The organism is Halochromatium sp. (genome assembly GCF_046541315.1).
In the GTDB taxonomy this organism is placed as follows: domain Bacteria; phylum Pseudomonadota; class Gammaproteobacteria; order Chromatiales; family Chromatiaceae; genus Lamprobacter.
Window position 1 is genome coordinate 1 of sequence record NZ_JBKHDN010000019.1, and the last position, 22,066, is coordinate 22,066.

The 22,066-nt window shown below is 64.3% G+C and carries 20 protein-coding genes and 1 pseudogene; 8 read left to right on the plus strand and 13 right to left on the minus strand.

From position 1 onward, the window contains the following. The 6 genes from ACLFQI_RS02580 to ACLFQI_RS02605 all read right to left on the minus strand — a co-directional run. Nucleotides 1–289 (minus strand): hypothetical protein (locus ACLFQI_RS02580; protein WP_410757259.1); only part of this gene is annotated, 289 nt, incomplete at its 3' end. Nucleotides 290–715: 426 nt separating this feature from the next. Continuing rightward, nucleotides 716–1,144 carry a flagellar protein FliT gene (locus tag ACLFQI_RS02585; protein ID WP_410757260.1) on the minus strand — a complete coding sequence of 143 codons (429 nt, stop codon included), beginning with the start codon at nucleotides 1,142–1,144 and terminating at the stop codon, nucleotides 716–718. A 20-nt stretch (nucleotides 1,145–1,164) separates the two neighbouring features. Further along, nucleotides 1,165–1,593, minus strand: coding sequence for a flagellar export chaperone FliS (fliS, locus tag ACLFQI_RS02590; RefSeq protein WP_410757261.1), 429 nt, complete (start codon nucleotides 1,591–1,593; stop codon nucleotides 1,165–1,167). Between the two features lie 130 nt (nucleotides 1,594–1,723). Next, entirely contained in the window at nucleotides 1,724–3,085 is a 1,362-nt protein-coding gene (gene fliD / locus ACLFQI_RS02595; protein ID WP_410757262.1) for a flagellar filament capping protein FliD, read from the minus strand. A 160-nt stretch (nucleotides 3,086–3,245) separates the two neighbouring features. Then, nucleotides 3,246–4,946 carry an HD domain-containing phosphohydrolase gene (locus ACLFQI_RS02600; protein ID WP_410757263.1) on the minus strand — a complete coding sequence of 567 codons (1,701 nt, stop codon included), beginning with the start codon at nucleotides 4,944–4,946 and terminating at the stop codon, nucleotides 3,246–3,248. A 53-nt stretch (nucleotides 4,947–4,999) separates the two neighbouring features. After that, nucleotides 5,000–5,221 carry a DUF2835 family protein gene (locus ACLFQI_RS02605; RefSeq protein WP_410757264.1) on the minus strand — a complete coding sequence of 74 codons (222 nt, stop codon included), beginning with the start codon at nucleotides 5,219–5,221 and terminating at the stop codon, nucleotides 5,000–5,002. A 198-nt stretch (nucleotides 5,222–5,419) separates the two neighbouring features. On the opposite strand from ACLFQI_RS02605, the gene ACLFQI_RS02610 reads away from it, so the two are divergent. Both ACLFQI_RS02610 and ACLFQI_RS02615 read left to right on the plus strand, forming a co-directional pair. Then, a complete protein-coding gene (locus ACLFQI_RS02610) occupies nucleotides 5,420–7,165 on the plus strand; it encodes a methyl-accepting chemotaxis protein (protein WP_410757265.1) in 1,746 nt (581 codons plus the stop codon). A gap of 53 nt (nucleotides 7,166–7,218) precedes the next feature. Continuing rightward, nucleotides 7,219–7,968, plus strand: a complete 750-nt coding sequence (locus ACLFQI_RS02615) for a putative metalloprotease CJM1_0395 family protein (RefSeq protein WP_410757266.1) — start codon at nucleotides 7,219–7,221, stop codon at nucleotides 7,966–7,968. A gap of 52 nt (nucleotides 7,969–8,020) precedes the next feature. Here ACLFQI_RS02615 and ACLFQI_RS02620 read toward each other — a convergent pair whose 3' ends face one another. Then, entirely contained in the window at nucleotides 8,021–8,668 is a 648-nt protein-coding gene (locus ACLFQI_RS02620) for a hypothetical protein (RefSeq protein WP_410757267.1), read from the minus strand. Between the two features lie 466 nt (nucleotides 8,669–9,134). On the opposite strand from ACLFQI_RS02620, the gene ACLFQI_RS02625 reads away from it, so the two are divergent. Together ACLFQI_RS02625 and ACLFQI_RS02630 are read left to right on the plus strand one after the other, a co-directional pair. After that, nucleotides 9,135–9,776: a GNAT family N-acetyltransferase gene (locus ACLFQI_RS02625; protein ID WP_410757268.1), complete on the plus strand. Its 642-nt coding sequence runs from the start codon at nucleotides 9,135–9,137 to the stop codon at nucleotides 9,774–9,776. Between the two features lie 93 nt (nucleotides 9,777–9,869). Next, entirely contained in the window at nucleotides 9,870–10,388 is a 519-nt protein-coding gene (locus ACLFQI_RS02630) for a SprT-like domain-containing protein (protein WP_410757269.1), read from the plus strand. Nucleotides 10,389–10,461: 73 nt separating this feature from the next. On the opposite strand, the gene ACLFQI_RS02635 is transcribed toward ACLFQI_RS02630, so the two are convergent. Both ACLFQI_RS02635 and ACLFQI_RS02640 read right to left on the minus strand, forming a co-directional pair. Then, on the minus strand, nucleotides 10,462–10,872 hold the full coding sequence (locus ACLFQI_RS02635; protein WP_410757270.1) for a DUF6858 family protein: 411 nt from the start codon (nucleotides 10,870–10,872) through the stop codon (nucleotides 10,462–10,464). Between the two features lie 48 nt (nucleotides 10,873–10,920). After that, complete coding sequence (locus ACLFQI_RS02640; RefSeq protein ID WP_410757271.1) at nucleotides 10,921–11,898, minus strand: SLAC1 anion channel family protein; 978 nt, start codon at nucleotides 11,896–11,898, stop codon at nucleotides 10,921–10,923. A 189-nt stretch (nucleotides 11,899–12,087) separates the two neighbouring features. Between ACLFQI_RS02640 and ACLFQI_RS02645 the strand changes: the two genes are divergently transcribed. Further along, nucleotides 12,088–12,762, plus strand: coding sequence for a cysteine hydrolase family protein (locus ACLFQI_RS02645; protein WP_410757272.1), 675 nt, complete (start codon nucleotides 12,088–12,090; stop codon nucleotides 12,760–12,762). A 633-nt stretch (nucleotides 12,763–13,395) separates the two neighbouring features. Continuing rightward, the gene (locus ACLFQI_RS02650; protein WP_410757273.1) at nucleotides 13,396–13,791 is read left to right on the plus strand and encodes a hypothetical protein; all 396 of its coding nucleotides are present in this window, start codon (nucleotides 13,396–13,398) and stop codon (nucleotides 13,789–13,791) included. 304 nt (nucleotides 13,792–14,095) lie between these two features. Here ACLFQI_RS02650 and ACLFQI_RS02655 read toward each other — a convergent pair whose 3' ends face one another. Both ACLFQI_RS02655 and ACLFQI_RS02660 read right to left on the minus strand, forming a co-directional pair. Beyond that, nucleotides 14,096–14,587, minus strand: a complete 492-nt coding sequence (locus tag ACLFQI_RS02655) for a DUF2452 domain-containing protein (protein WP_410757275.1) — start codon at nucleotides 14,585–14,587, stop codon at nucleotides 14,096–14,098. 266 nt (nucleotides 14,588–14,853) lie between these two features. Continuing rightward, a complete protein-coding gene (locus ACLFQI_RS02660; RefSeq protein ID WP_410757276.1) occupies nucleotides 14,854–15,612 on the minus strand; it encodes a pteridine reductase in 759 nt (252 codons plus the stop codon). 236 nt (nucleotides 15,613–15,848) lie between these two features. Here ACLFQI_RS02660 and ACLFQI_RS02665 point away from each other — a divergent pair, with 236 nt between their 5' ends. Beyond that, a complete protein-coding gene (locus tag ACLFQI_RS02665) occupies nucleotides 15,849–17,264 on the plus strand; it encodes a class I SAM-dependent methyltransferase (RefSeq protein ID WP_410757277.1) in 1,416 nt (471 codons plus the stop codon). Nucleotides 17,265–17,381: 117 nt separating this feature from the next. Here the strand turns inward: ACLFQI_RS02665 and ACLFQI_RS02670 are convergent, their stop codons facing one another. Beyond that, nucleotides 17,382–18,284, minus strand: a complete 903-nt coding sequence (locus tag ACLFQI_RS02670; protein WP_410757278.1) for a complex I NDUFA9 subunit family protein — start codon at nucleotides 18,282–18,284, stop codon at nucleotides 17,382–17,384. Nucleotides 18,285–18,464: 180 nt separating this feature from the next. Here ACLFQI_RS02670 and ACLFQI_RS02675 point away from each other — a divergent pair. Continuing rightward, a pseudogene (locus ACLFQI_RS02675) lies at nucleotides 18,465–19,193 on the plus strand (Glu/Leu/Phe/Val dehydrogenase dimerization domain-containing protein); the annotation flags it as partial. A gap of 101 nt (nucleotides 19,194–19,294) precedes the next feature. On the opposite strand, the gene ACLFQI_RS02680 reads toward ACLFQI_RS02675, so the two are convergent. Continuing rightward, the coding region (locus tag ACLFQI_RS02680) for an ATP-binding protein (RefSeq protein WP_410757279.1) at nucleotides 19,295–22,066 on the minus strand (2,772 nt) is incomplete at its 5' end.

The following is a 22,066-nucleotide window of genomic DNA, read 5'->3' on the forward strand; positions in this document are numbered from 1 at the left end:
CCCGCAGGCGCTGCCGTTGGCGCTTGCGCCGCCGGCTGACCGGCAGGCTGAGCCGCTTGACCTGCTTGGCCCGCAGGCGCCAACGTTGGCGCTTGTGCCACCGGCTGGCCTGCGGGCTGAGCTGGTTGACCCGCTTGGCCCGCAGGCGTCGCCGTTGGCGCTTGCGCGGCGGGTCGCGCAGCCTGACTAGTATCCATTGTTCGCCACATCTGTGGCTCGCGCTGGAGCTGTTCGCGCGAAAACCCGCCTCGATACCAACGTGCGAGATGCGACTCGTAAAACAGGCCACTCTCTCGCACCGTGGTCTGCAATTGTTCAGCTACCTGGGCCGGCGCCGGCTGAGCATTGCTCGGGAACAAGGGCTGTGACACGCGAACCGTGGAGATCGTGGTCGTCGCCGGGAAACGGAGCAAAAGATCGGCGATGGAGCGCGCCGTGGGCGTGAAATTGACCTGCGCCGAGGGCGTTCCCCGCCCCTCGCCGCCACCCCCCGGCTGCCTAATCTGTGTGTTCGGCGCTTCCCGTAGCGCCCGCCCCATCTGCCCGATCGCTGCGTTCGAGCGCGCGTCGAGCCGGGAATCGCTACGAACCGCCGTCGGCGCGTCCGCTGGCGCCGTGGGCTTGACCGGCGGGTTGAGATCACGGGGTAGCTGTGTATCGACCCGTTTCCCCAACACCTGATGCATCAGGGTATCGATGATAAAGTTGATACCGCTCACGACGACTTGAAGCGCTGAGTGGCCTCGATGACCTCGGCCTCGGAGACTTCCTGATAATAACGATAGGTCCGAGTCAAGGCCAATTCGTGCTTCGAATCCAGGATCATGCTGGAGAGTTCGTTGCGCCGGTCGTTCAAGCGTTGCCGAATCTCTCGATCCTGCGCAAGCAGCTGCTCAAGCAATGCCGCCTTGCGCTGGCGTCCGTCGTCGTCGAGCGCCACCTCTGCATCCTCAAGATGGCGCAGCATTTCGATCTCGGTCAGATAGGTACCTTGGAGGTCGATCAACGCCTCCCAATCAGCCTCGCGAGCGGCCTTGAGCATCCTTCCCGAGCACGCAAGGAGCGTTTCATAGGCATCCAGCAATTGCTGCTGATCAGGGGTGGTCGTCGAGGCCGCCGTCTTGCGCGAGAGGGAAGAAGCCATGCTTTTAATGTATCGTCTGCTCAGTCGGGTGCTGCTGGAGCGGTTTTGGTGCCGATCTCGCGCCAGGCGGTTGCTATCTCGTCGAGCAGCGACTCGGCCTCGTTCAGGCTTTGTTCGTCATTGTGCAGATTGGCTGCCAGCAAGAGCCGGGCAATGTAGTCATAGAGCGAGGCGAGACGTTCGGCCACCTCGCCCCCGCGCTCGGTATCCAACGCGGCGGCCAAGCCACTGTTGACGATATCCAAGGCCTTGGAGATCGCAAGCCCCTTGGCGGCCGTGTTACCGGCCTGCATTTGAATCCGCGCGGCGCGAATCGAGGCCTGCGCGCCGTCGAACAGCAGCACGATCAGCTGATGGGGGTTGGCCGACATCACACTGCTTTCGACGCCAACCCGGGCATAGGCCCCGGCACCACGCCCGTAGGCTCCCGCTCCACGCATTGCAGTCATCGCATTCTCCTTAGAAAGGATCCATCAACCGCTTCCCGAGTCGAGAGCCACTCTCTAGCAATCGCCGGGAAGGAGAAAATGGACAGCCACTTAGTGATTCATTGCTCTCCGAGAGAAGTCGGCCGGAGGCTTAATCACGTCCAAACATCGCGTTCAGGTTGTCGAACTGTTGGGTCAGATAGGAGCTGGTCTCGTTCATCTCCGCAACCATGGAGTCGAGTTGGGCGAACTGCGAGCGGTAGCGCTCGATGGTGCGCTCGATGGAAATCTCCATGCGCTCGGTCCGATTATCAATACTCGTGATGCGCGTTTGAACGCCGCTTCTCGCGCTATCGAGCAGCCCGTTGTCACCGAGCATCTGGCTCAGCGTCTGACTCAGGGCGCCAGCCATGCCCGGCTCGTCGCCCTGTCCGGCAAAGAACTCGGTCAGGGCATCGCGATCGTTGACGATGACCTCGTCGAGGCGCGCGTCATCGAGCTGCAAGGTGCCATCGCGCTGCAGGCTGATGCCGATCTCGGAGAGGGCGCGAAACTCGCCTTCGGCCACGCCATCACCGAGGGTCCTGCTTAGGCGTGATTCAACCATGCGCATTGCGCTGTCGCCGAGCAGTTCACCCGCCTCGCCAGTTTCCGCGTTGAAGCTCGTCAGTTCGCCGGTGGTCTCGCGTAAGCTGTTGTAGCTATCGACGAAGGCGCCGACCGCCTCACGCACACCGCGATTATCGCGCTCGACGTTGACGGTTGATAAACCTGTCTCGGTCAGATCCAGCGTCACGCCCTGAATGGCCTCTTCGACCCGGTTGCTTTGGCTAGTGATCGTGATGCCGTTGACCTCGAGCGAGGCATCCTGGGCCGCGACCCCTTCTGTCATGCTATTACCAGTAGCGCCATCGCCGAAGACCAACCGATCTTCGCCGCCATCGAAGCTGATCGATCGGATTTCGGCATCAGTGCCGGTCTCGTTGGTCGCGAGCACCAGCCGGAACGGCTCGTCCGAGCCATCGTTGACGATGGAGGCCGTGATCCCTTCCCCAGCGGCATTGATGCTATCGCGGATGTCCTCGAGAGTGGCGTCCTCCGCCACAGCGATGTCGAATGTACCGCTGCCCGTTTCAATGCTCAGCGTGCCTTCGGAAAAGGTATGCCCGTCGGCAAAACCTCTGGTCGCAATGTTCTGCGAGCGGGCGAGCTGGGTGACATCCACATCATAACGCCCTGGCTCGGCATCGGAGCTCGCCGCCGAGGTGACGCTGCTGCCGGTGACATTGCTCGACACGCTCGCGAAGAGCGAGCTGTCGTTGAGCGCGTCGGTCGCCGACTGGAACGCCGACAGGGCTCCTTGCAATTCGCCGTAGGCCGAGAGCTTGGCCTCCTGGGCCTCCTTCTGCTTGGCAAGCGGTTCCAGCCGGCCGCGCTCGGCTTCGCGCAATTGGTCGAGCAAACCGTTGAGATCGAGTCCTGAACCGATACCGAGCGATGTGATGGTTGACATAAGGCCTCCTGGTCTGGTCTTTGAGAGTCCGACAAACGCGGGACGACGGCTTCGGTCAGTCGCTCACGCGGGTCGCTGCTTTGCCGGTTTGAAAGGATTATCGGCAGGCGTCTGCCGGACTTTAGAGAATGAGCGCGAAACTGTGATGGCCATCAAGCCCTCACATCGACAATGGAACCTCCTCCTGCGGCTTGCCCAGCGCCAGCAGGGACTCGCCCTGAAGGATCTCGCCAAGCGAGCGATCCGGCGGTTTGACCGCATCGGTCAGTTGCACCCGCGCCGGTTGTCCCTGCGCATCGATCTCCTGAACCCAGGCCAACTGATCCGACTCGTAGCGCACCAGTGTGCCGATCGGGAAGAGTCCGAAGTTCCTGATGTAGCGCTTGACCCAGCGTTGCTCGAAACGTTCCGGACGATCGAGCAAGTGGCGATAGACGTCTTTGATCTTCCAAGCCGGCCGGTCGGGCCGATCCCGGCGCATCGCGTCGACGACATCCACCACCATGGCCAGGCGCGGCAGTTCGCCGAGCCGTTCGCCCGTCAAACCGGCGGGATAGCCACTGCCGTCGAGACGCTCGTTGATCTCCCGGAACACGCTTCTCACGATGCTGCTCGGCAGCCACTGACAGGTCTCGAAGCTGGGCTCGAGGCGTTCGACATGGCTGTGCAGTTCGGCGCGCTGGGCCTCGTCGAGCCGTGGCGCTTGCAGCAGTTCGTTCGGCAACAAACCCTTGCCGAGATCATGGACCATCGCGCAGGCGGCAATCGCCTTGCAGGCATCGCGCGGCATCTTGCTGCGAACGGTCATGTCGAGCAGGAACACGGCGACCGACAACCCATGGCGCACCAGCCGTGCTTCCTGGAAGAGACAGCGGGTGGCGAACAGCAAGGCCTCGCGATCCTCGTCGTAGAGCGCCAGCAGACGGTCGGCATAGCGCGAGAGATGGACCGAATGCAGCTGCGGTTGATCGCGCAGCTCGAGCAACTCGGAATCCAGATAGCCCGCCACGCTCGCCAGACGCTTGGTCATCGGCGTCGCATAGACTTGCGCATCGCGCCGCGCGACCGGCGCGGGGGCCTTGGGATCGATCTGGAACAGCTTCGAGCGGAGCTTGCCGTCGTCGCGATCGCTCGACTGACGCGCCGACTCACGTTCGATCTCGCCCACGAACATCCAGATCTGGCGTTCCTGATCGGTTCTGGGCGTCATGAACTGGAACCCGACGCTCACGACCTGGCGCTCGACATCGACCTGATGATGTTTGGGAATGCCTTGGATCGAGAACCGCGCGCCATTGAGGAAACACAGCTCGATGTCGAGCGGCGTCGATGTGGTCAGCATGTTGGCGCTGCCAACCGGCAGCTCGAGCCGGCAGCCCTGGAGCGAGAGATCCCGAAGATCGCCCTGCGAATGGGTTCCGTCCTCCTGGCAGCGGAGGATGGCGCCGACCTCCATTCCTAGCCGTAGGCGCGCGCGGAAGGCCTCCCGCCGCTGCAACACCTCCAGCTCGTAAGGATAGTCGCAGCGGCATTGCAGGCGGCCATCGGTCTCCTGGCAATTGTCGATCGTCAGCAACGGGGTGCGCAACATCGCTCCTTGCGCCTGCCCGATCAGCCGGAACCGATGGCCACCCCGGAGTTCGCTGGCGACCTCCCGAATCGCGGTGAGATCGAGCAGCAGATATTCGCCGAACACCTGTTCGGCGACCAGCACCGGCAGCACCCGTCCATCGCTGTTCTCCAACACCAGCGAGGCCCCGCCCGGCTCGCTCAGAGCGCCGAGCAGCGTCTCGACCTCGGACGGCTTGGTCACGCTGCTATAGCCATGATCCTGTTCCTTGGTTGGGTCTTGTTCGGTCATTGCATCCCCATTCGGTTTGGCGACCAACGGCGGTCACCCTCTACAGCACCGGCTCAAAGCAAGCGCCTTATCGTCTCAAACTGGCCCGCCGAAGAGAAACCGAGCCGGTAAATCCCATGCACCCCGTCACGCGTCACCACGCGCCGCAAGGCCGTGGCCGGAAACACCACGCGCCGTCCATCCAGGCTCCAGGTATACACGGAGTCGACCCGCCCTTCATAGTGAGCCCGGCAGGCCTCGGCGGAGAGCGCGATGACGACATCGATCGTCGGCATGTTGCGTCTTTTCGTGCCTCGTGCCTCAGAGTTCAGCCAAGCGATGATGATATACTGACTTTGACTCCATCGCCGAACCGGAGACCCCGCTGATCCACCTCGGCCTGCCATGCTCAAGCCAAGGGTTGTTCGGCCGATAGACCAAGGATATCCCCGTCGTAGACCGAGTTCAGCCGTCCCTATAGAGAAGATTGCGCCATGACCCTGACGATCAAACATCGCCTCATCCTCTTGATTGGCATCATGCTGGCGCTGCTGCTGGCCGTCGGGGGACTGGGCCTCAACGGCATGCAATCCTCGAACAGCGCCCTGGAAGAGGTCTACGAGGACAATCTTCTGCGCTCGCAGGATCTGGCGCGCATCGATGCGTTGCTGCGCAACATCATGATCGAGGTTTTTCTCGCCTCGCAGCATGATCCGAGGCTCGCGGTGAGCGCGCTGCATGACCACCCCACGTCCATGCACACGGATATTATCGCCGACAACCAGGCCGAGCTGGAGGAACTGTGGACGCGTTTTCAGGCGAACATCGACGACGACGAGTCGCAGGCCTTGGCCGAGCGCTTCGACACCGAATACCAGCGCCTGATCTACAACGCCTTGGAGCCGGCGATGGATCTGGCCCTCAAGGACGAGTTTTCCAGTACCAATCATCTCATCTTCATCGAAGGACTGCCTGCTTACGAAGCGCTCAACAAGACCCTCATCGAGATGATCGAGCTGGAGAAGCAGACGGCGCTGGACGGCTACCGCGGCGCCGAGGCCGAGACCGCCTTCATGCGCAATCTGATGATCGCCGCCCTCGTCGTCGCGGTGGTGTTCGGGGCGCTGCTCGGCTGGCAGTTGATCCTGCGCATCACCGGTCCGCTGGCCAATGCCAAGCGGGTCTTCCTCGAGATGTCGAAGGGCAATCTGACCAACCAGATTCAGACCACGGGCAAGGATGAGGTGGGGCAAACCCTGCTGGCCCTGGCCGACACCCAGGACAAGCTGCGCGATCTCATCATCCATATCCAAGGCTCGGTGGAATCGATCAGCACCGCCGCCAACCAGATCGCCACCGGCAATACCGATCTCTCCCAACGCACCGAGCAGCAGGCCTCCAGCCTGCAAGAGACGGCGAGCAGCATGGAGGAGGTCGCCTCCACCGTCAAACACAATACCGAGAACACCGCCCAGGCCAACCAATTGGCCAGCCAGGCCCATGACTCCGCCAGCAAGGGCGGCGAGAAGGCCGAGCAGGCCATGGGCAAGATGCACGAGCTGACCGAAAGCTCCGATAAGATCAGCGGCATCATTACCCTCATCGACGGCATCGCCTTCCAGACCAATATCCTCGCCCTGAACGCCTCGGTCGAGGCCGCGCGCGCCGGCGAGCAAGGTCGCGGCTTCGCGGTGGTCGCCCAGGAGGTGCGCAACCTCGCGCAGCGTTCCGCCGACGCGGCCAAGCAGATCCAGGAACTGATCGCCCTCAACGGCGAGGTGGTCAAGGAAGGACGCGGCTTGGTCGAAGCCGTGGGCTCCTCGATGAAGGAGATCGTCACCCATAGCGCCAAGGTCTCGGAGCTGATGGACGAGGTCAACCGCGCCTCCAACGAGCAGACCATGGCGATCGATCAGGTCAGCGTCGCCATCAGCCAGATGGACGAGGTCACGCAACAGAACGCCGCCCTGGTCGAGCAGACCGCCACCGCCTCGGCTTCGCTGGAGGATCAAACCCGCGACCTCGCCGAGGCGGTCGCCTTCTTCAATGTCGGCGATCAGACCTCGAATAAGCTCGCGCTGCCCGCCGGGAAAGCCAGCCACAAGAGCGCCGCTCCGCGGCGGCCCGCCGCCCTCTCGGCGCCGTCCACAAAGGCCGATCACCACCCACACCCATCCTCGTCGAACCCCCGCGAGAAGGCGCCCACCGCTCACAGCGAAGATGACTGGGAAAGTTTTTGATGGCCTGACCGAGCCCCCAGCTTAGGAATTGAGCATGCAATGAGGATCGCATCATGATCATCCCGACCGCCACTGGACCGATTCCTTTCATCGCCACGTCTGGTAACCCGGCCCAGGGCGGTGTGCTGGCGCCTGGCCAACCCAGGGCGACATCCCTTGATCCTGCCCGCCAGCCCGGCGCGAGCGAGCCCGGCCACCATGGCGCGCAGATCGATCGAGCCGCCGAGGAAGGTGCAAGCGGTCGCGTCGCCGAAGGCGATGCTGCTCGCAACGCGCGTAACGACAGGCTCGAACAGGAACTCTCGCCGCAAGAGCTGCGGCTCCTCGAACAGCTCAAACAGACCGATCGCAAGGTCCGCCAGCATGAGATGGCGCACCAGATCGCCGGCGGCCGTTACACCGGCAGCGCCCGCTACGACTACGAGATCGGCCCCGATGGCCAGCGTTATGCGGTCGCTGGGCGGGTATCGGTCGACTATGGCCCCATCACCGGCGATCCTCGGGCCACGATCGAGAAGATGCAAACCGTGATCGCCGCCGCCCTAGCTCCGGCCGATCCCTCGCCGGCGGATTATCAGATCGCCGCCCGCGCGCGTCAGAACTTGCTCGCGGCGCGACTCGAGATGAGCCAGCAACAACAGCAACTCCACGGCGAGTCGCTGCCGGCGGAACGTCGCGCTGCCGATGCAGAGCCGCTGTCCCCCTCGGCACCCGGGCGCGATCCCCGCGTCGAGGACTATAGCCGCATCGCCGCAAGCACCGGAGCGGGCTCGGGACAGGCCTTCTTGCGCAGCATCGCCTGAGAGGTTGCCTGAACCTTGCTGTCAGACAACGAGCGAGGCTTTTTCCAGCAGGTCATTCTGCGTCGCGACGCAGCTCCGCGAAGGTTTCCTCGGTCACCGGCTTGCGCTCGACATCCAGGATGCGCCCGCCGATCTCCGCCACCCGGTGGGTAAAGTTGATCAGCGTCTCGGGACTGCGCGAGACGCTGCGGGAATTGATGAACTTGATCAGGATCGACACCCCTTGCACCGGCGGATGGTCGCCACCGAGATGCAGCGGCGGTAGCATACCGGGCGAGGAGGCGTTGGCGACGGTCAGTGGATACCCCTCCGGACCCGGCGGCACATGGTAGATACCGAGACCGGCCTCGTAAAAGGCCCGAACATCGCTCAGTATGTGTCCGAGCGCCTGATTCGCCGCTGGCCCCGGCTCGTCGAACACCACGAACAGATAGCGCTGGCTCTTCTCGATCCCCTTCTTTTGGTTCGGCTTGCGCACGCTCGAGCGGCGGGCCGATCCCGCGCTGGCGGCATCGGCAGCGGGCCTGGATCGGAGTTCGGCGGCCGTTTGATCCTCCCGCCCTGTCCGCTCCTCCTGATCCTGATCTTTATCCCCCTTAGCGCGCTCCTTGATCACCACGACATAGAACACGAACAGCGTCACCAACCCCAGCACCAGGGCTGCGACAGCGAGATACCCAGCGAGGCTCGAAGCATTCATTAGTGTTTTCCTCCCAGACAGCGGACTCTTGCAGAATTGGCGTTCCTGTTCCATCTTGATGTGCTGACATCCAATCCGGGGGAACACTCCCTTGCATACAGCCCATCCGCGTGCCTCAACCGCCAGGTCGACCAGCCGTGCATCGCTCGTCACCTGCCCACGCCACCTGCGGGTCGCGGCACTCGGACAGTTGGCCGCCACCCATGATCCTGCTACTTTAGCAGAATTGGCCGCAGCGATTGACGAGTGCGCGGACCAGCCAGAGGCGGCCTGGAGCGGGCTCTTGATCGCCGCCGACGACACGACGCCGCAGGAAACAGCGCCCAGCGCCGCCGTATGGGTCCAGCGACAACCGGGTCACACAGCCCGCCTGTGGCCGCCGCACAGTCATTCCCCGCGTGGCCCGAGCTTACTGCGCGGCGCCCTGCGCTGGGCGGCGACCCAGGACCTACGGATCGTCCAGACCGTGATCGACAGCGCCGATGAGCCGGCGGCCGCCCGCTTGCGGGAGAACGGTTTGCCACAGCTCGTCGATCTGCTCTACCTCGCGGCGCAACCCAACCCGGAGCAGCGCCAGGCGCTGTTCGCCTCCGTGCCGCGCCCGGGCGTCGGTTTTGCGTCCATTGGCGACCTGCCCTCGCCGCGGCTGGCATCGCTGATGCGCCAGATCGAAGACCGCTCGCTCGATTGCCCCGAGCTGCATGGCACGCTCAGCCCCGAGCAGGCCATCGAAGGTTTTCGCCATCAGGGGCAGTACGCGCCGCAACACTGGTGCATCCTCCGCGACCAGGATCGAGACGCCGGCGTCTTGCTGTTAGCCCCGCATCCGCAAACGTCCTGCTGGGAACTGATGTACATGGGCATCCTGCCGGCATGGCGGGGCCTTGGACTGGGCCGGGAACTGATCGCCGAAGCGCTGCGCCGCACCCTGCGTGGCGGCGCCGAGCGCCTCCTGCTCTCGGTCGACGCGCGCAATCAGCCCGCCCGCGCCCTGTATGCACAGGCCGGCTTTAGCCAGTTCGCACGGCGCGGCCTGCATGCCTGGATGGCCAAACAGGACTCGGCGGCGCGCGATCGCGAGGCCTCCACCACGACCTCGCGCATCTGATCAGGGCCGATGGGAGCGAAGACGACGAGCGGATCCTTGCGCGCTTGCGCTGACGCAAGAGGCGACCTCGAACAGACACCGCGCGCGGTTCTGATGGAGCGTGCTCGCGCCAACACGCTCGCGCTGCTCGAGCGTGCGCTGGCATGGCCTACCATGCAGCGCGGTCCCGGTCTTGCCGCACCCAGCGTCGAGATCCGTTTCGACCTGCGCGGCCAGACGGCGGGTCAGGTTCGCATGCGCACGGACGGGCCCGCCCGGATCCGCTACAACCTCGCGCTGCTCGAACGCGAGGGCGTCGCCTTTCTGGAACACACCGTCCCGCATGAGGTGGCTCATGTGCTGGCCTATTGGCGCCATGGCGCGCGGATCCGTCCGCATGGGCCGGAGTGGCAGCGCATCATGCGCCAGCTCGGCGCCGAACCGACGCGCTGCCATGATTACGACATCGGCGGTCTGCAAGCACGCCAGCTACAATACTTCGACTATCACTGCGGCTGCATGACGCATCGGCTGTCGAGCATCCGTCATAACAAGGTCGCAAAAGGGCAGCGCTATCTCTGCAAGCGCTGTGGCGAGGCGTTGAGACCGGGGCTTTGGCGCGTCGCAGGCTGATCCATTGGCCTCACCCGCATTCGGCGCGCGTTGCGGGCCCCAGCGCGAGCGCCGATCTCGCCTCCGGTCGGACTCAGGCCGCCACCGGCGTCGGCTGCTCCACGATGGCCTTGACCCAACGCTCCATCGCCTCGTTCGCGAGCGGCATCGGCGCCTCGAGGAAGGTCACGACGAACTGGTCGCCCTGATCGACGACACCGATCGAGCGCGGCCGCACCGCCATCACGTGCGGGTCCATTAGCTTGGTGCCGAAACAGAACAGGATGTGCCTTGCGGCTTGGATGCCATCGGCGATCTGCCCCGCGGGCAGCGAACGCGTGTGCTCCAGATGGTCGAACTCACCGATGTAGTGCGCGACCTCATGCGCATCGATGCACGCCTTCAGGTACGCGATAATCGACTCGGCGTCCGCGAATCGGGTCTCGTCCTTGCCGACCTCCAGGGTGTAGATCGGGTACTTCTCTTGCAGAAGGGTCTGTTTCATTCAGGCTCTCCAAGGTTGGCCAAGGTGGTTTCGGTAGGCGCGCGCGACTCAGTGCCCAGGCACACAGATACGATGGCGAAAGACCGCGTACAGGGTGCGCAGTAACAGGAAGAAGACCACGAGCGTGAGGATCGCGAGCAGACCGGCGCCGATCCAGCGATACGGATCGCCATGGCCCTGCTCGAACATCAGCATACTGGCGATGCTGATCGCCGCCAGCGGAAAGGTGTAGGCCCACCACGACAGGAAAAAGCGCAGGCGGACAAAGTAACGCGCCTGCGCGAACAGCAGCAGCGTCAGGAACAGGGCGCTGAAGTAGAGCACCATGGCCGCCGGATCGAGCTGCCCCACCAGCTTGATGTAGGCAATGAAGCCCACCGCCGGCGGCGCGACGAGGATGAACAACGTCGGCATGAAACGTTCGGGAATCGGCGCATGGAACAGCAGCCGATAGAAGATGATCGTCATCAGCACGCCCCATAACAGGATGCCGATGCTGAAGAAGAACCAGGAGACATCCACGAACCCCAACGGCACACCCGCCACCGGCACCAGCGCGTTGCCCACCGCCGGGATAAACCAGGCCGGATTCATGTGGTGGACCTCAAAATGCTCATGATGGATCCAGACGCTGATCACATAGAGCGTGAACAGCAGATGCAGGCTGGCGCCGGTCATCCACAGCGGACGGCTGATGGACTCAGCGATCGGCAGGAACGCAATCGAGAGCAGCAATAGACTGACCGACACCGCCGCGAAGAAATTGAGCTTGACCGGATGGCGCAGCTCCTCGAGCACGGCGCGCGGATAGACCGCCAGCTTTGCCAGATAGATCAGCAACAACAGCGAGAAGACGCTCGCGGTCGCGCCGGCCATCCAGAGATTGAGATCGAAGGCGAGGTCGATGGCGAAGACGTGTTGTGCCTTATCCATGGCGATGGTCAGCCCGGACAGACCCATGACCATGGCGAAGAAGGCGATCGGAAAATTCGGGAGTCGACGCGCGTCGGAAGTCGGCTGTGACATAGGGCATCGGTCTCATTGCGGGCAAAACAAAACTGATTAAAAGTCTAAGGATTAGAACGGCCAATGCATTGAAGATCCGCAACAACGCTTGACTGACGACAGATGACGCCCCGCCGGCAATCTGGCAGAGTGCCCGCCAGCGCATGCCTCCTCATCCCGATGCCATCCCGCGACCCGGAGCCAATCCCGATGACCTGGAAGACCGCACACCGCTCGTTCTACTACCAAGGCGCCCCCGAGCCCGATGACCCGGTCCTGGTCCCTGCCGAGACCGCCCTGCTCTGCATCGATGTCCAAAACTACGGCATGGAGCTGCATGAAGACCCGCAGGAGCGCGCGCGCTGGGCGCCGTTCCACGAGCGCATGCGCTCCACGGTGATCCCGCGCCTGCAAGCCCTGCAACAGCGCTTTCGCGAACAGGGTCTCGATGTGATCCACGCGCGCATCGCCTGCCAGCTCGAGGACGGGCGCGATCGCTCGCTGAGTCAGAAGATGCCGGGCTGGAACAACCTGCTGATGCCCAAGGACAGCCCCGGCTCGCAGATCATCCCGGAGCTGGCACCGGCGCCGGGCGAGATCGTGGTCACCAAGACCACCGACAGCGCCATCACCGGCACCAACCTGCGCTTGTTGCTGAGCAACATGGGCATCCGCACCCTGATCGTGACCGGCATCTATACCGATCAATGCGTCTCCTCGACGGTGCGCAGCCTCGCCGACGAGAGTTTCCGGGTCATCCTGCTCGAGGACTGCTGCGCGGCGGGCACCGACGCGCTGCACGAGCAGGAGCTCGCGATCATCAACATGATCTATTGCCATGTGATGCGCAGCGAAGAGCTGCTGGCCCTGATGGACCTGGCCTAAGGCGATTGCCGTCAATCGCCCAACGCCGATCGAGCAGCTGTCTCGACCGCCCGGCGCCCGGGTTGGAAACGGTCACCACACGAACCGCAGCAGCCCGATGCAGACCACGGCATGGGTCTGTAGCCTGAGCCTGTCCCCGTCAATGCCTTCCAGGGTCTTGCGATCGCCGGCCAGTTGTGCGTTCGCCTCGCCCAGCAACCGCTCGCCTGCTTCTCACGTGGCCGAACGGGGCGCGCTCCAGGAAAAGGCCGGTACGAACACTCTGGGTTTGGCCGACAGTCCCGTGTCGATCTGATCCGTGTCGGCCTGACACATGTCTCGAATCAACACGCTCGGGTGCGCGGTCAGGCGCTCGCACTTGGGCGCCCGCAGTTCAACCCTGTTCGGCAGCCGCGCGGATTCGGCGGTCGCGGCAAGGGATTGGCATGTCATCTGCTCTCTTGTGAGCGCTCTGTCAGTCCATGGTCAGGAGCCTATCCTGGCTGTCAGTCGGCATCCGCTTGTCTGTCAACATGGGCAAAGGGCAAGGCCAGCAGGCGAGAGGCCTGCACCTTTTTCGTTGACCGCGCTACCGCGGTCGCCATGCGTTATCGCCAGCGCTCTCAAGGGCGAGAGTTCTCGTGGAGACATTTGATGAAAGAGACACGAAATCCGAAGACACACAGGGTTGCATCCTTGACCAAGCTGCGTGGAGCGCTGCTGGCCGGAGCCGCGCTGGCGCTCACTGCTGGTTGCAACGGCAATGATATGGGTACGGGTTCGTTAGAAGAGCAGGAGTTCGAGCAACCCGAGCAGCCGGCATGGCAGCAAGGGCAGCAAGGGCAGCAAGGGCAGCAAGAATCGATGCAACAACAGGCACCTGGGATGCAACAACAGTCACCCGAGATGCAACAACAGGCACCCGGTCAGAACCGGGATCAGAGAGACACAATGGGAACGATGGGCACCCCAAGCGGCAGCGGGATGTACGGCGACCCAGGCTCCGCCGGGTCAGCGGGCGATGCCAGCGATGACCCGAGCCAACGCTAAGTGGCTATCCAGACATGACTTCCCGCTTTCGGAGCGAGCGGTCGCGGCCGCTTCGGGAAGCAAATGATGGATTCTTCCTAAGGCGATTTCCGTCAATCGCCTTAGGCCTGCCCCAAAAGCCTTAGGGAAAGTGCATGCTGCTCGCTCGTTCTGGCGGATAGGCGAGACCCGTGCCCGATTCGGCGAGGTCCGCGGCCAACCGAGCGATCCATCGTGAGCGCTGGAGCGAGATCCTCGGCATTGAGGATCTTGCCGGCGGGCGCCGCGGGATCTTGATGGCGTCACCCCGAGGTCCGGCCAAGCGCTAACGCCCGCTCGCCAAGCCATCGATGCGCAGCAACTGCTGCACCAGATCGCCGGTATCGTCAGCCTGCTCCAGATCCTCAAGCGCCGTCCACGAGTAGTCCGCCTCGAGCCGATAGGAGGCGAGATAGGGATGCGGCGGCGCACCACGCCAGTCCTCAGGGGACAGCATCGAGAAGTAGCGACCGCCATCGGGCCTTTGATAGAGATGGTAGATCTTGCCCGGCAGGCGCTTGAAGGCGCACTCGGCATGGGTCAGCGCCTGCTCGTCGCGCGCCTCGTCTAAGGCCTTGCGCGCCTCGGCCTGCAGGGCTTTGATCTGATCGGCGATGACGCGCAGCTTGGCGCTGGTGCGCGCGCTGAGCATGGACTCGGCGCGCTCGATCTCCGCGGCCAGCGCGGGCGCCTGAAACGCCGGCGCGAGCCGGCTGACGGGATAGGGCGAGCTACGCTCGGCGCCCTGATGGAGGATGGCGTTGTTCTCTTCAGTCATCGGATACCTGTCATGGTTGGTGGATATCGCCATTCGCCCTGACGCGCGGGTACGAATCGCGCCAGCAATTCCCGGTGAACACTAACCTGCTGAAAAATCCGACCATAGTGTTGCGAGACTTTGGTCGTCAGGAGGTGGAGCCCAGTGAGATCAGGCGCTTCGATTGGGTTCGCCGGGAATTGCGGGCAGAGCGCGTGGAATCCAGGCTGTTTGAGCAATGTTGTCCGGCGCTCAGGTCGAGCGGCCATCAGGAGGACAAGCGGCGCTCACTGCTGCAAGGTGCGGCCACCATCGACGGCAATGATCTGGCCGGTGATGTAATCGGCATCGCGCACCAGGAACAGCAAGGTGCGCGCGATGTCGTCCGGCGAGCCGGGGCGGGCGAGCGCCGTGCGCCCTAGGATCTCATCCTTGGCGGTGTCCGCAAGCCCTTGCTCCGGCCAGAGGATCGCGCCCGGCGCGATGCCGTTGACCCGCACCTCGGGGCCGAGTTCGCGCGCCAGGGTCTTCACCATCATCGCATTGCCGGCCTTGGCGATCGAATAGATCGGATGCGCCTCGAGCGGGCGCTCGGCATGGATATCGACCAGATTGATCACCGCCCCCCGGCTCGCGCGCAGCAGCCGGGCGGCAGCGCGGGCGAGGAAGAAAGGCCCCTTGAGATTGGAGCCGAGCAGCTCGTCCCAGTGCGCCTCGGTGGCCTCATCGAGCGGCGTCGGATAGAAGCTGGAGGCATTGTTGACCAGCACATCCAGGCGTCCGTGATAGGCTTCGACCTCGTCGAGCAGCGCCGGCAGGCGCGCGATATCGCAGAGATTGGCCTGCACCAATTGCACCGAGCCTTGGCGCCGCGCCTGGAGTTCCTGCTGCAAGGCCTCGGCGGCCTCGCGCGAGCGATAGTAGTGCAGCGCCAGATCGGCGCCCTCGGCGTGCAACAGGCGCGCAATGCGCGCGCCGATGCGCTGCGCCCCACCGGTGATCAGCGCGACCTTGCCGCTGAGCGAGGCGGATGAGGTCGAGGTCATCGTGGAGGCCTCGGTGGCTGCCGGGGTCGATGCCGGGGTCGATGCCGGCGTGGCTGATGGCGAAGTCGTTTGGGTGGTCACAAGGCGTCTCCGATGGTTTTAGAGGGTCCGCGATGAGCGATATCGCCATACGCCCTGACTCGCGGTGACGACAATCCTGCGCAATCTTGAGCATCTGGAATCCGTGTCGTACGGCGATCGGATCGAGCGACCATAATGAGGACTGTATCTCGATGATGGACAGGGGCGATCCAGCCGGCACCCGATCTGGTGCCGATTCAGGCACCCAACCCGGTTCCCAACGCTCGCTACTCGCGGACTTGATCCGCCGCGAGATCGATGCCGCCGGAGGCAAGCTGCCGTTCGACCGCTTCATGGACCTGGTGCTGTATGCGCCTGGGCTTGGCTATTACGTCGCCGGTGCCCCAAAACTGGGGCCGGAGGGCGATTTTGTCACCGCCCCGGAGATCTCGCCGCTATTCGCGCGCTGTCTCGCCGTCGCCTGCCGCGAGGTCTTGAGCGCACTTGGCGAGCGTGGCACCAAGAACGGGAGCGGGCGCGACGGCTTGCGCGAACCCAGCGCCAGGAGCGCGAGCGGGCATGACGACCTGCGCGAACCCAGCGCCGGGCGCGCGAGCGGGCATGGCGACCTGCTCAAGCCGGGCATCGGCAGCGGCCCCATGCGCGGCGACCTGCTCGAACTCGGCGCCGGCACCGGCGCCCTGGCGGCCGAGCTGCTGGCAACCCTGGCCGCGCAAGGCGCGTTGCCAAAGCGTTACCTGATCCTGGAGCCAAGCCCGGATTTGGCCGAGCGCCAGCGTCAAACCTTAACAGAACGCGTGCCCGAGCTGCTTGCGCGCTGCCACTGGCTCGAGCGCCTGCCGGAGCGTTTCGACGGCGTCGTCCTCGCCAACGAGGTGCTCGACGCAATGCCGGTGCATCGCTTCCAGATCGGCGACGCGGGCCAGGTGCAAGAGGTCTGCGTCGGCCTCGAGGGCGCAGCAGGCGCAGGCAGAGGCGCAGGCACAGGCACAGGCGCAGGCGCAGACCAAGGCGCAAGCGAGCGCCTCGTCGAGATCCTCGCCGAACCCGCCACGCCCGCGCTGCAAGCCGCAGTCGCGGCATTGCAGGCCAACGGCCTCGCCACTCGGCCGGGCTACCGCTCCGAGATCAACCTGCGGCTCGCGCCCTGGACCCAGGCCCTCGGCACGATGCTCAACGCCGGGCTGCTGCTGTTGATCGATTATGGCTATCCGCGCGCCGAGTTCTACCTCGACGAACGCGACCAGGGTACCCTGATGTGCCACAGCCGCCATCGCGCCCACAGCGACCCCTATCGCGATCTGGGCTTGCAGGACATCACCGCGCATGTCGATTTCAGCGCCTTAGCCGAGGCCGGCCGCGCCGCCGGCCTACGACTCGCCGGCTACACCACTCAGGCCAACTTCCTCATCGGCTGCGGCATCGACGCCCTGATCGCCGAGGCCGGCGGCGATGATCCGCAGGCGCTGCTGGAGCTGACCGCCGGCGCCAAGCAGCTGCTGTTACCCAGCCAGATGGGCGAGCGTTTCCAGGTGCTGGGACTGTCGAAAGGACTCGACGCCCATGCGCTCAGCGGCTTCTCGGTGCGCGACCTCAGCGCCCGACTGTGACCTGCCGGAGTCCCATCCGAGATCGCGTCCAGCCGCGAGCGCAGCGCCCTGCTCGCGAACCGGTCGCCCATTGCGGGCGGGGATCGATCGTGGAGCAGATCGCGCCCTGGCTGGCTTTCAACGCAGATAAGTCGGCACGATGGTCTCGATATCGCTCGCGCGGATGCCAAGTTCGAGCAGCCCATCCTGCTTACCGCAGGTGCTCGGGATCTGCATCGAATGATAATTGTCCAGCGTGAACGGCTTGCCGGGCAGGCGCTCGAAGAACTCGGCCTGCCAGCGCGAGGCGCGCTCGTTGAGGCCGATGACGAGACGCCGCCGGCCAATCCAATTCGCCGTCTGCTCGACCAACTCCTCCAGGCTGAAGACGCGCGGGCCGCAGAGATCGTAGCGCTGGCCGATGGTTTGCGGATCATCCAACGCGCGCGCGATGGCCTCGCAGACATCGCCGACCCACACCGGCGCGAAGCGCGCCTGCGGGCAGGCCAGCGGGAACACGCCCGGCGACAGTTCCAGCAAGGAGGCAAAGCGATTGAAGAAGTGGTCGCCACGGCCGAAGATCACCGACGGCCGCACGCTGGTGGCCTGCACCCCCTCGGCCCGGTGTGCCAGGTCCTCGCCCGCGCCCTTGGAGCGCAGATAGGCGCTGGCACCGCGCTCGGCGTCGGCATTCAACGCACTCATCTGGATCAGGCGCGGCACCCCGGCGGCGGTCGCGGCGGCGGTCAACTCGCGCACCAGTTCGACATGCACGCGCTCGAAGGTCGAGCGGCCGTCCTCGTTGAGGATGCCGACCAGGTTCACCACCGCATCGCAGCCCGGCAGCAATGCATCGAGCGTATCCCGGTCCAATGCCGTGACCGGCTCCAGGGTCAGCTGTTCGAGCAGCTTCAGCTCGCGGTGGCGATGCGGCCGCCGCGTCGGCACCAGGCAGTGCCAGCCGGCGCGACCGAGGCGGCTGAGCAGGTGCTGGCCGACGAAGCCGGTGCCACCGAGAATACAGACTGTTTTTGCGCTCATCCAAACTGCCCCTCAGGCTTAAACAGGGTTATCGGCACCCCGGACGCTGAAAATCGGGCATTATGAACCTCTAGCGGGGCCTAATCCAGCGCCCCGGTTCGGTGGCCTTGGCCAACCCGGCCCACCGAGGTCGACGCCCGGCCTCCGGGCTGGCCTCGACGTTGACGGAGAGATCACAGCATGGCGGTCAGTCTAGACGAAAAGCTCGAACCCATTTATCAGGATGTCCTGCACCGCAACCCCGGCGAAAGCGAGTTCCACCAGGCCGTGCGCGAGGTGCTCGAATCGCTCGGCCCGGTGCTGGTGAAATACCCGGAGTTCGCCGAGCACAAGATCATCCAGCGCATCTGCGAGCCCGAGCGCCAAATCATCTTCCGCGTGCCCTGGCAGGACGATCGGGGCGTCGTCCACATCAACCGCGCCTTTCGCGTCGAGTTCAACAGCGCGCTCGGGCCGTACAAGGGCGGGATGCGCTTCCACCCCTCGGTGTATCTCGGCATCATCAAGTTTCTCGGCTTCGAGCAGATCTTCAAGAACGCCTTGACCGGCCTGCCGATCGGCGGCGGCAAGGGCGGCAGCGACTTCGATCCCAAGGGCCGTTCCGACGCCGAGATCATGCGCTTCTGCCAAAGCCTGATGATCGAGCTGCATCGACATCTCGGCGAGAACACCGATGTCCCGGCCGGCGATATCGGCGTCGGCCAGCGCGAGATCGGTTTTCTGTTCGGCCAATACAAGCGCATCACCAACCGCTATGAATCCGGCGTCTTGACCGGCAAGGGACTGGACTGGGGCGGCAGCCGCGCGCGCACCGAGGCGACCGGCTATGGGCTGGTGTTCTTCCTCGAGGAGATGTTGAAGGTGCGCGCCGACACGCTCGACGGCAAGAGTGGAGTGATCTACGGCTCGACCGGCTGATAGCACAGCAAGTGCTGCTGCACCACATCGGCGCTCAGGCGCAGGCCGGTCCAGCTTAAAGAAGCGACGTTCTGATGCGATCGATCATCCCGCTACTCCTCCTCAAACTCCGCCGAGCCAAACTTCAGCACGTTGCAGTTCTCCTTGATGGTGCGCTGCAGGCTCTCGTCGAACCCGGTCTTGGTCTTGGCCTGGATGTCGATTGAGAGGGTCACCTCGACGCCCACCCGCGCGGTGAACTGCTCGATGATCTCATCGACGATCTGCGCGAAATCCAGCTTCGCCTTGACCGGATCGAGTTCGATGCTGCCGTAAAATTGGGTCTTGATCGGGGTGTCACTGGTACCTGTGTGGCCGCTACCGCCGCCATTGCCGCCCGCGCCGGTTTCACCAGATCCGCCGGCTTTGCGTTCGCTTGCTCCGCGTCCGCCTAAACCGCCGGTGTCGCCTCCCGTCCTGTCCTCTGTGGCACCGTCACCGCTCCCCCCTGCACTTTTGGTCTGTGCTTGCTTGAGGATCTTGCGAGAGGCGAGCGCGGCTTTGCGCTCGATCAGCCAGGCCTCCTCGCTCAGCTCTATCACGCCCTTGTCCCCGATCATCAAGCCCAGATAGCGTTCGCCATCCTTGCCTGCGGCAAAGCCGAAGTAGTCCTCGCTCGCCACGCCCTTGGCGATGGCATCCTTGAACACCTCGGCGTTGATCAGGCGCGGCAGATACAGATAGTGACAGCAGTCCTGGTACACCTTGAGCGCGCCGATCTCGGTGACGCCGTCCTTGAAGTACCAGGTCTCGAGCAGACGCTTGAGGTGGATTGGACTCCACTCGGTGATCAACCAATCCTCGTCTTTGAGGGCGCGTTCGATCTCGCTGATCAGGTTGGGCGCGTGGGTGGAGAGGCTGACGGCATCCCAGTTCAGGCGCGGGCGGCCCTTGATGAACTCCTCGACCGGACAGAGCAGCCATTTGTAGGTGTCGCGCACGAGCTGCTTGAGGGTCTTCTCGGTCTCGTCGCGATGCTGCTTGGCGAGCTTGGCTTGAAACAGGTCCAGGTTGAGGGTGCCCTCGTCGATGTCAGCAACGATGCCTTGCCAGGCGATGAAGGCGCGGCCGGTTTCCTTGAGCCGGTTGACGCTGTCATCGTCCGGGGCGAGGAAGAGCAGCCGGTTGCGCTTCTGTCGCGGCTGTTCGCCGCGCTGGGTCAGGATCTGTTCGGCGGCGGTGCGGGCTAAGGCGCCATCGGCGCGGCTGTAGCCGGCTTCGGGGGCGAGCACGACCAGGCGCGGGCCATTGCCGAAGTCGTCGGGCACATCGGCCGAGGGGGTGAACACATGGATACCGGCGAAGCCGTGTTGCTGGCCAAAGACGGCGCGGACTTTGTCGCGCAGCAGCGGAATCAGGGCATCCTTGTTGCTGATCTGCTGCATGCGGCTTTCCATCTCGCGACGCAGATTCGGCTTGGTGTCGAGCCAGAAGCGGTCCTGATCGGAGTAGAGATAGTGCAGCCGATCGCGCAGGCGCTTGAGGACATCCTCGAACAGGCCGAGCGACTGCCCGGGCTGCGCGGCGCCGAGCAGGATGCGTTCGGTCTTGAGGCCGCGCACGCTCTGGGCCGAGACCGCCGGCGCGCTGCCGAGAAAGAGGGTGCGCATCACCCGCCGGGCGGCCTGCACGCTGCCGAAGCGGGTGTCATAGCGGTCGAGTTCATCGGCTTCCGAACGCGGGCCGTCGACCTCGCGCTCGATCACCGGCTCCCAGCCTTGGGGCAGGTAGTGGATGCTCTTGTTGCGCACATTGGCATCATCCAACGCGATCGAGCCGGGCAGGATGAGTGCGTCGCGGTTGTCGGCGGTCCACAGGCGATGGATGACGATGGCCATGTATTGCAGCACGCCACGGGTGCGCTGGAACTTGTCCAGCGTCGACCAGTCCTCGTAGAGCCGGTCGAAGACCTCGGGGTGGATCGGATAGGCGGCGCAGAGGCGCTCGTAGTAGGCGTTGGACTGGGTCTCGAGCGGCAGCTTGCTGCTGTGTTCCTGGTAGAAGTTGGAGAACTGCCGGGCGATGCCTTCGACCTCGGTGCGCTCGCCGGCATGCTCGAACAGACGGCGACGGACGATCTCGAAGGCCTCTTCGCTGGCGACTGGCTTCCACACCGATTCGACCCGACCGAAGTATTTCTCCAGCGCGCTCAGGGTGCGCTGACCCATACTGCCGCCGATCTCCAGATCCGATTCCGGTAGCGAGGCGAGCAGGATGGCGTTGGGCACCGCCTTCAGTGCCTCGGTCAGGGCCTGGATGAAGCTGAGGTTGGAGTCGAAGGTGCCGGCGCGGTAGCGCTGGCCAGGCTCGAACTGGCGCAGGAAGGCGACCAGCTCGTCGATCAGGATCACGCAGGGCGCGGCCTGTGTGAGCAGTTGGATCAGCCGTTCCTTGCCGGGCGAGGTGCCTTCGGCATCGGCGTCACGCACCAGGGCCAGGCCGGCGTCGCCGAGCAGTTGCCAGGCCAGCTCGCCCCAGAGCGTGGTGACCTTCTGCCCGCCGGTCTTGACCAGTTCCTGACTCGGGGCCAGCGCAATACCGTCGAGCACGGCGACACGGGCCTTGGGCAGACTGGTGATACCGGCCTCATCGAGGATCGGCGGGATGCCGGTGAGCACATCGGTGCCGACCTGCCGTGAGGCGAGGTGGTAGACCGCAAGCATGGTGTGGGTCTTGCCGCCACCAAAGGCGGTTTGCAATTGGATCACCGGGTCGCCGCCCTGGCCGGCGAGGCGCTGGGCGACCGAGATCAGCAGCAGGCGCATGCCTTCGGTGATGAAGGTGCGGGCGAAGAAGGCCTCGGCGTCTTGGTATTCCGGCGGCGC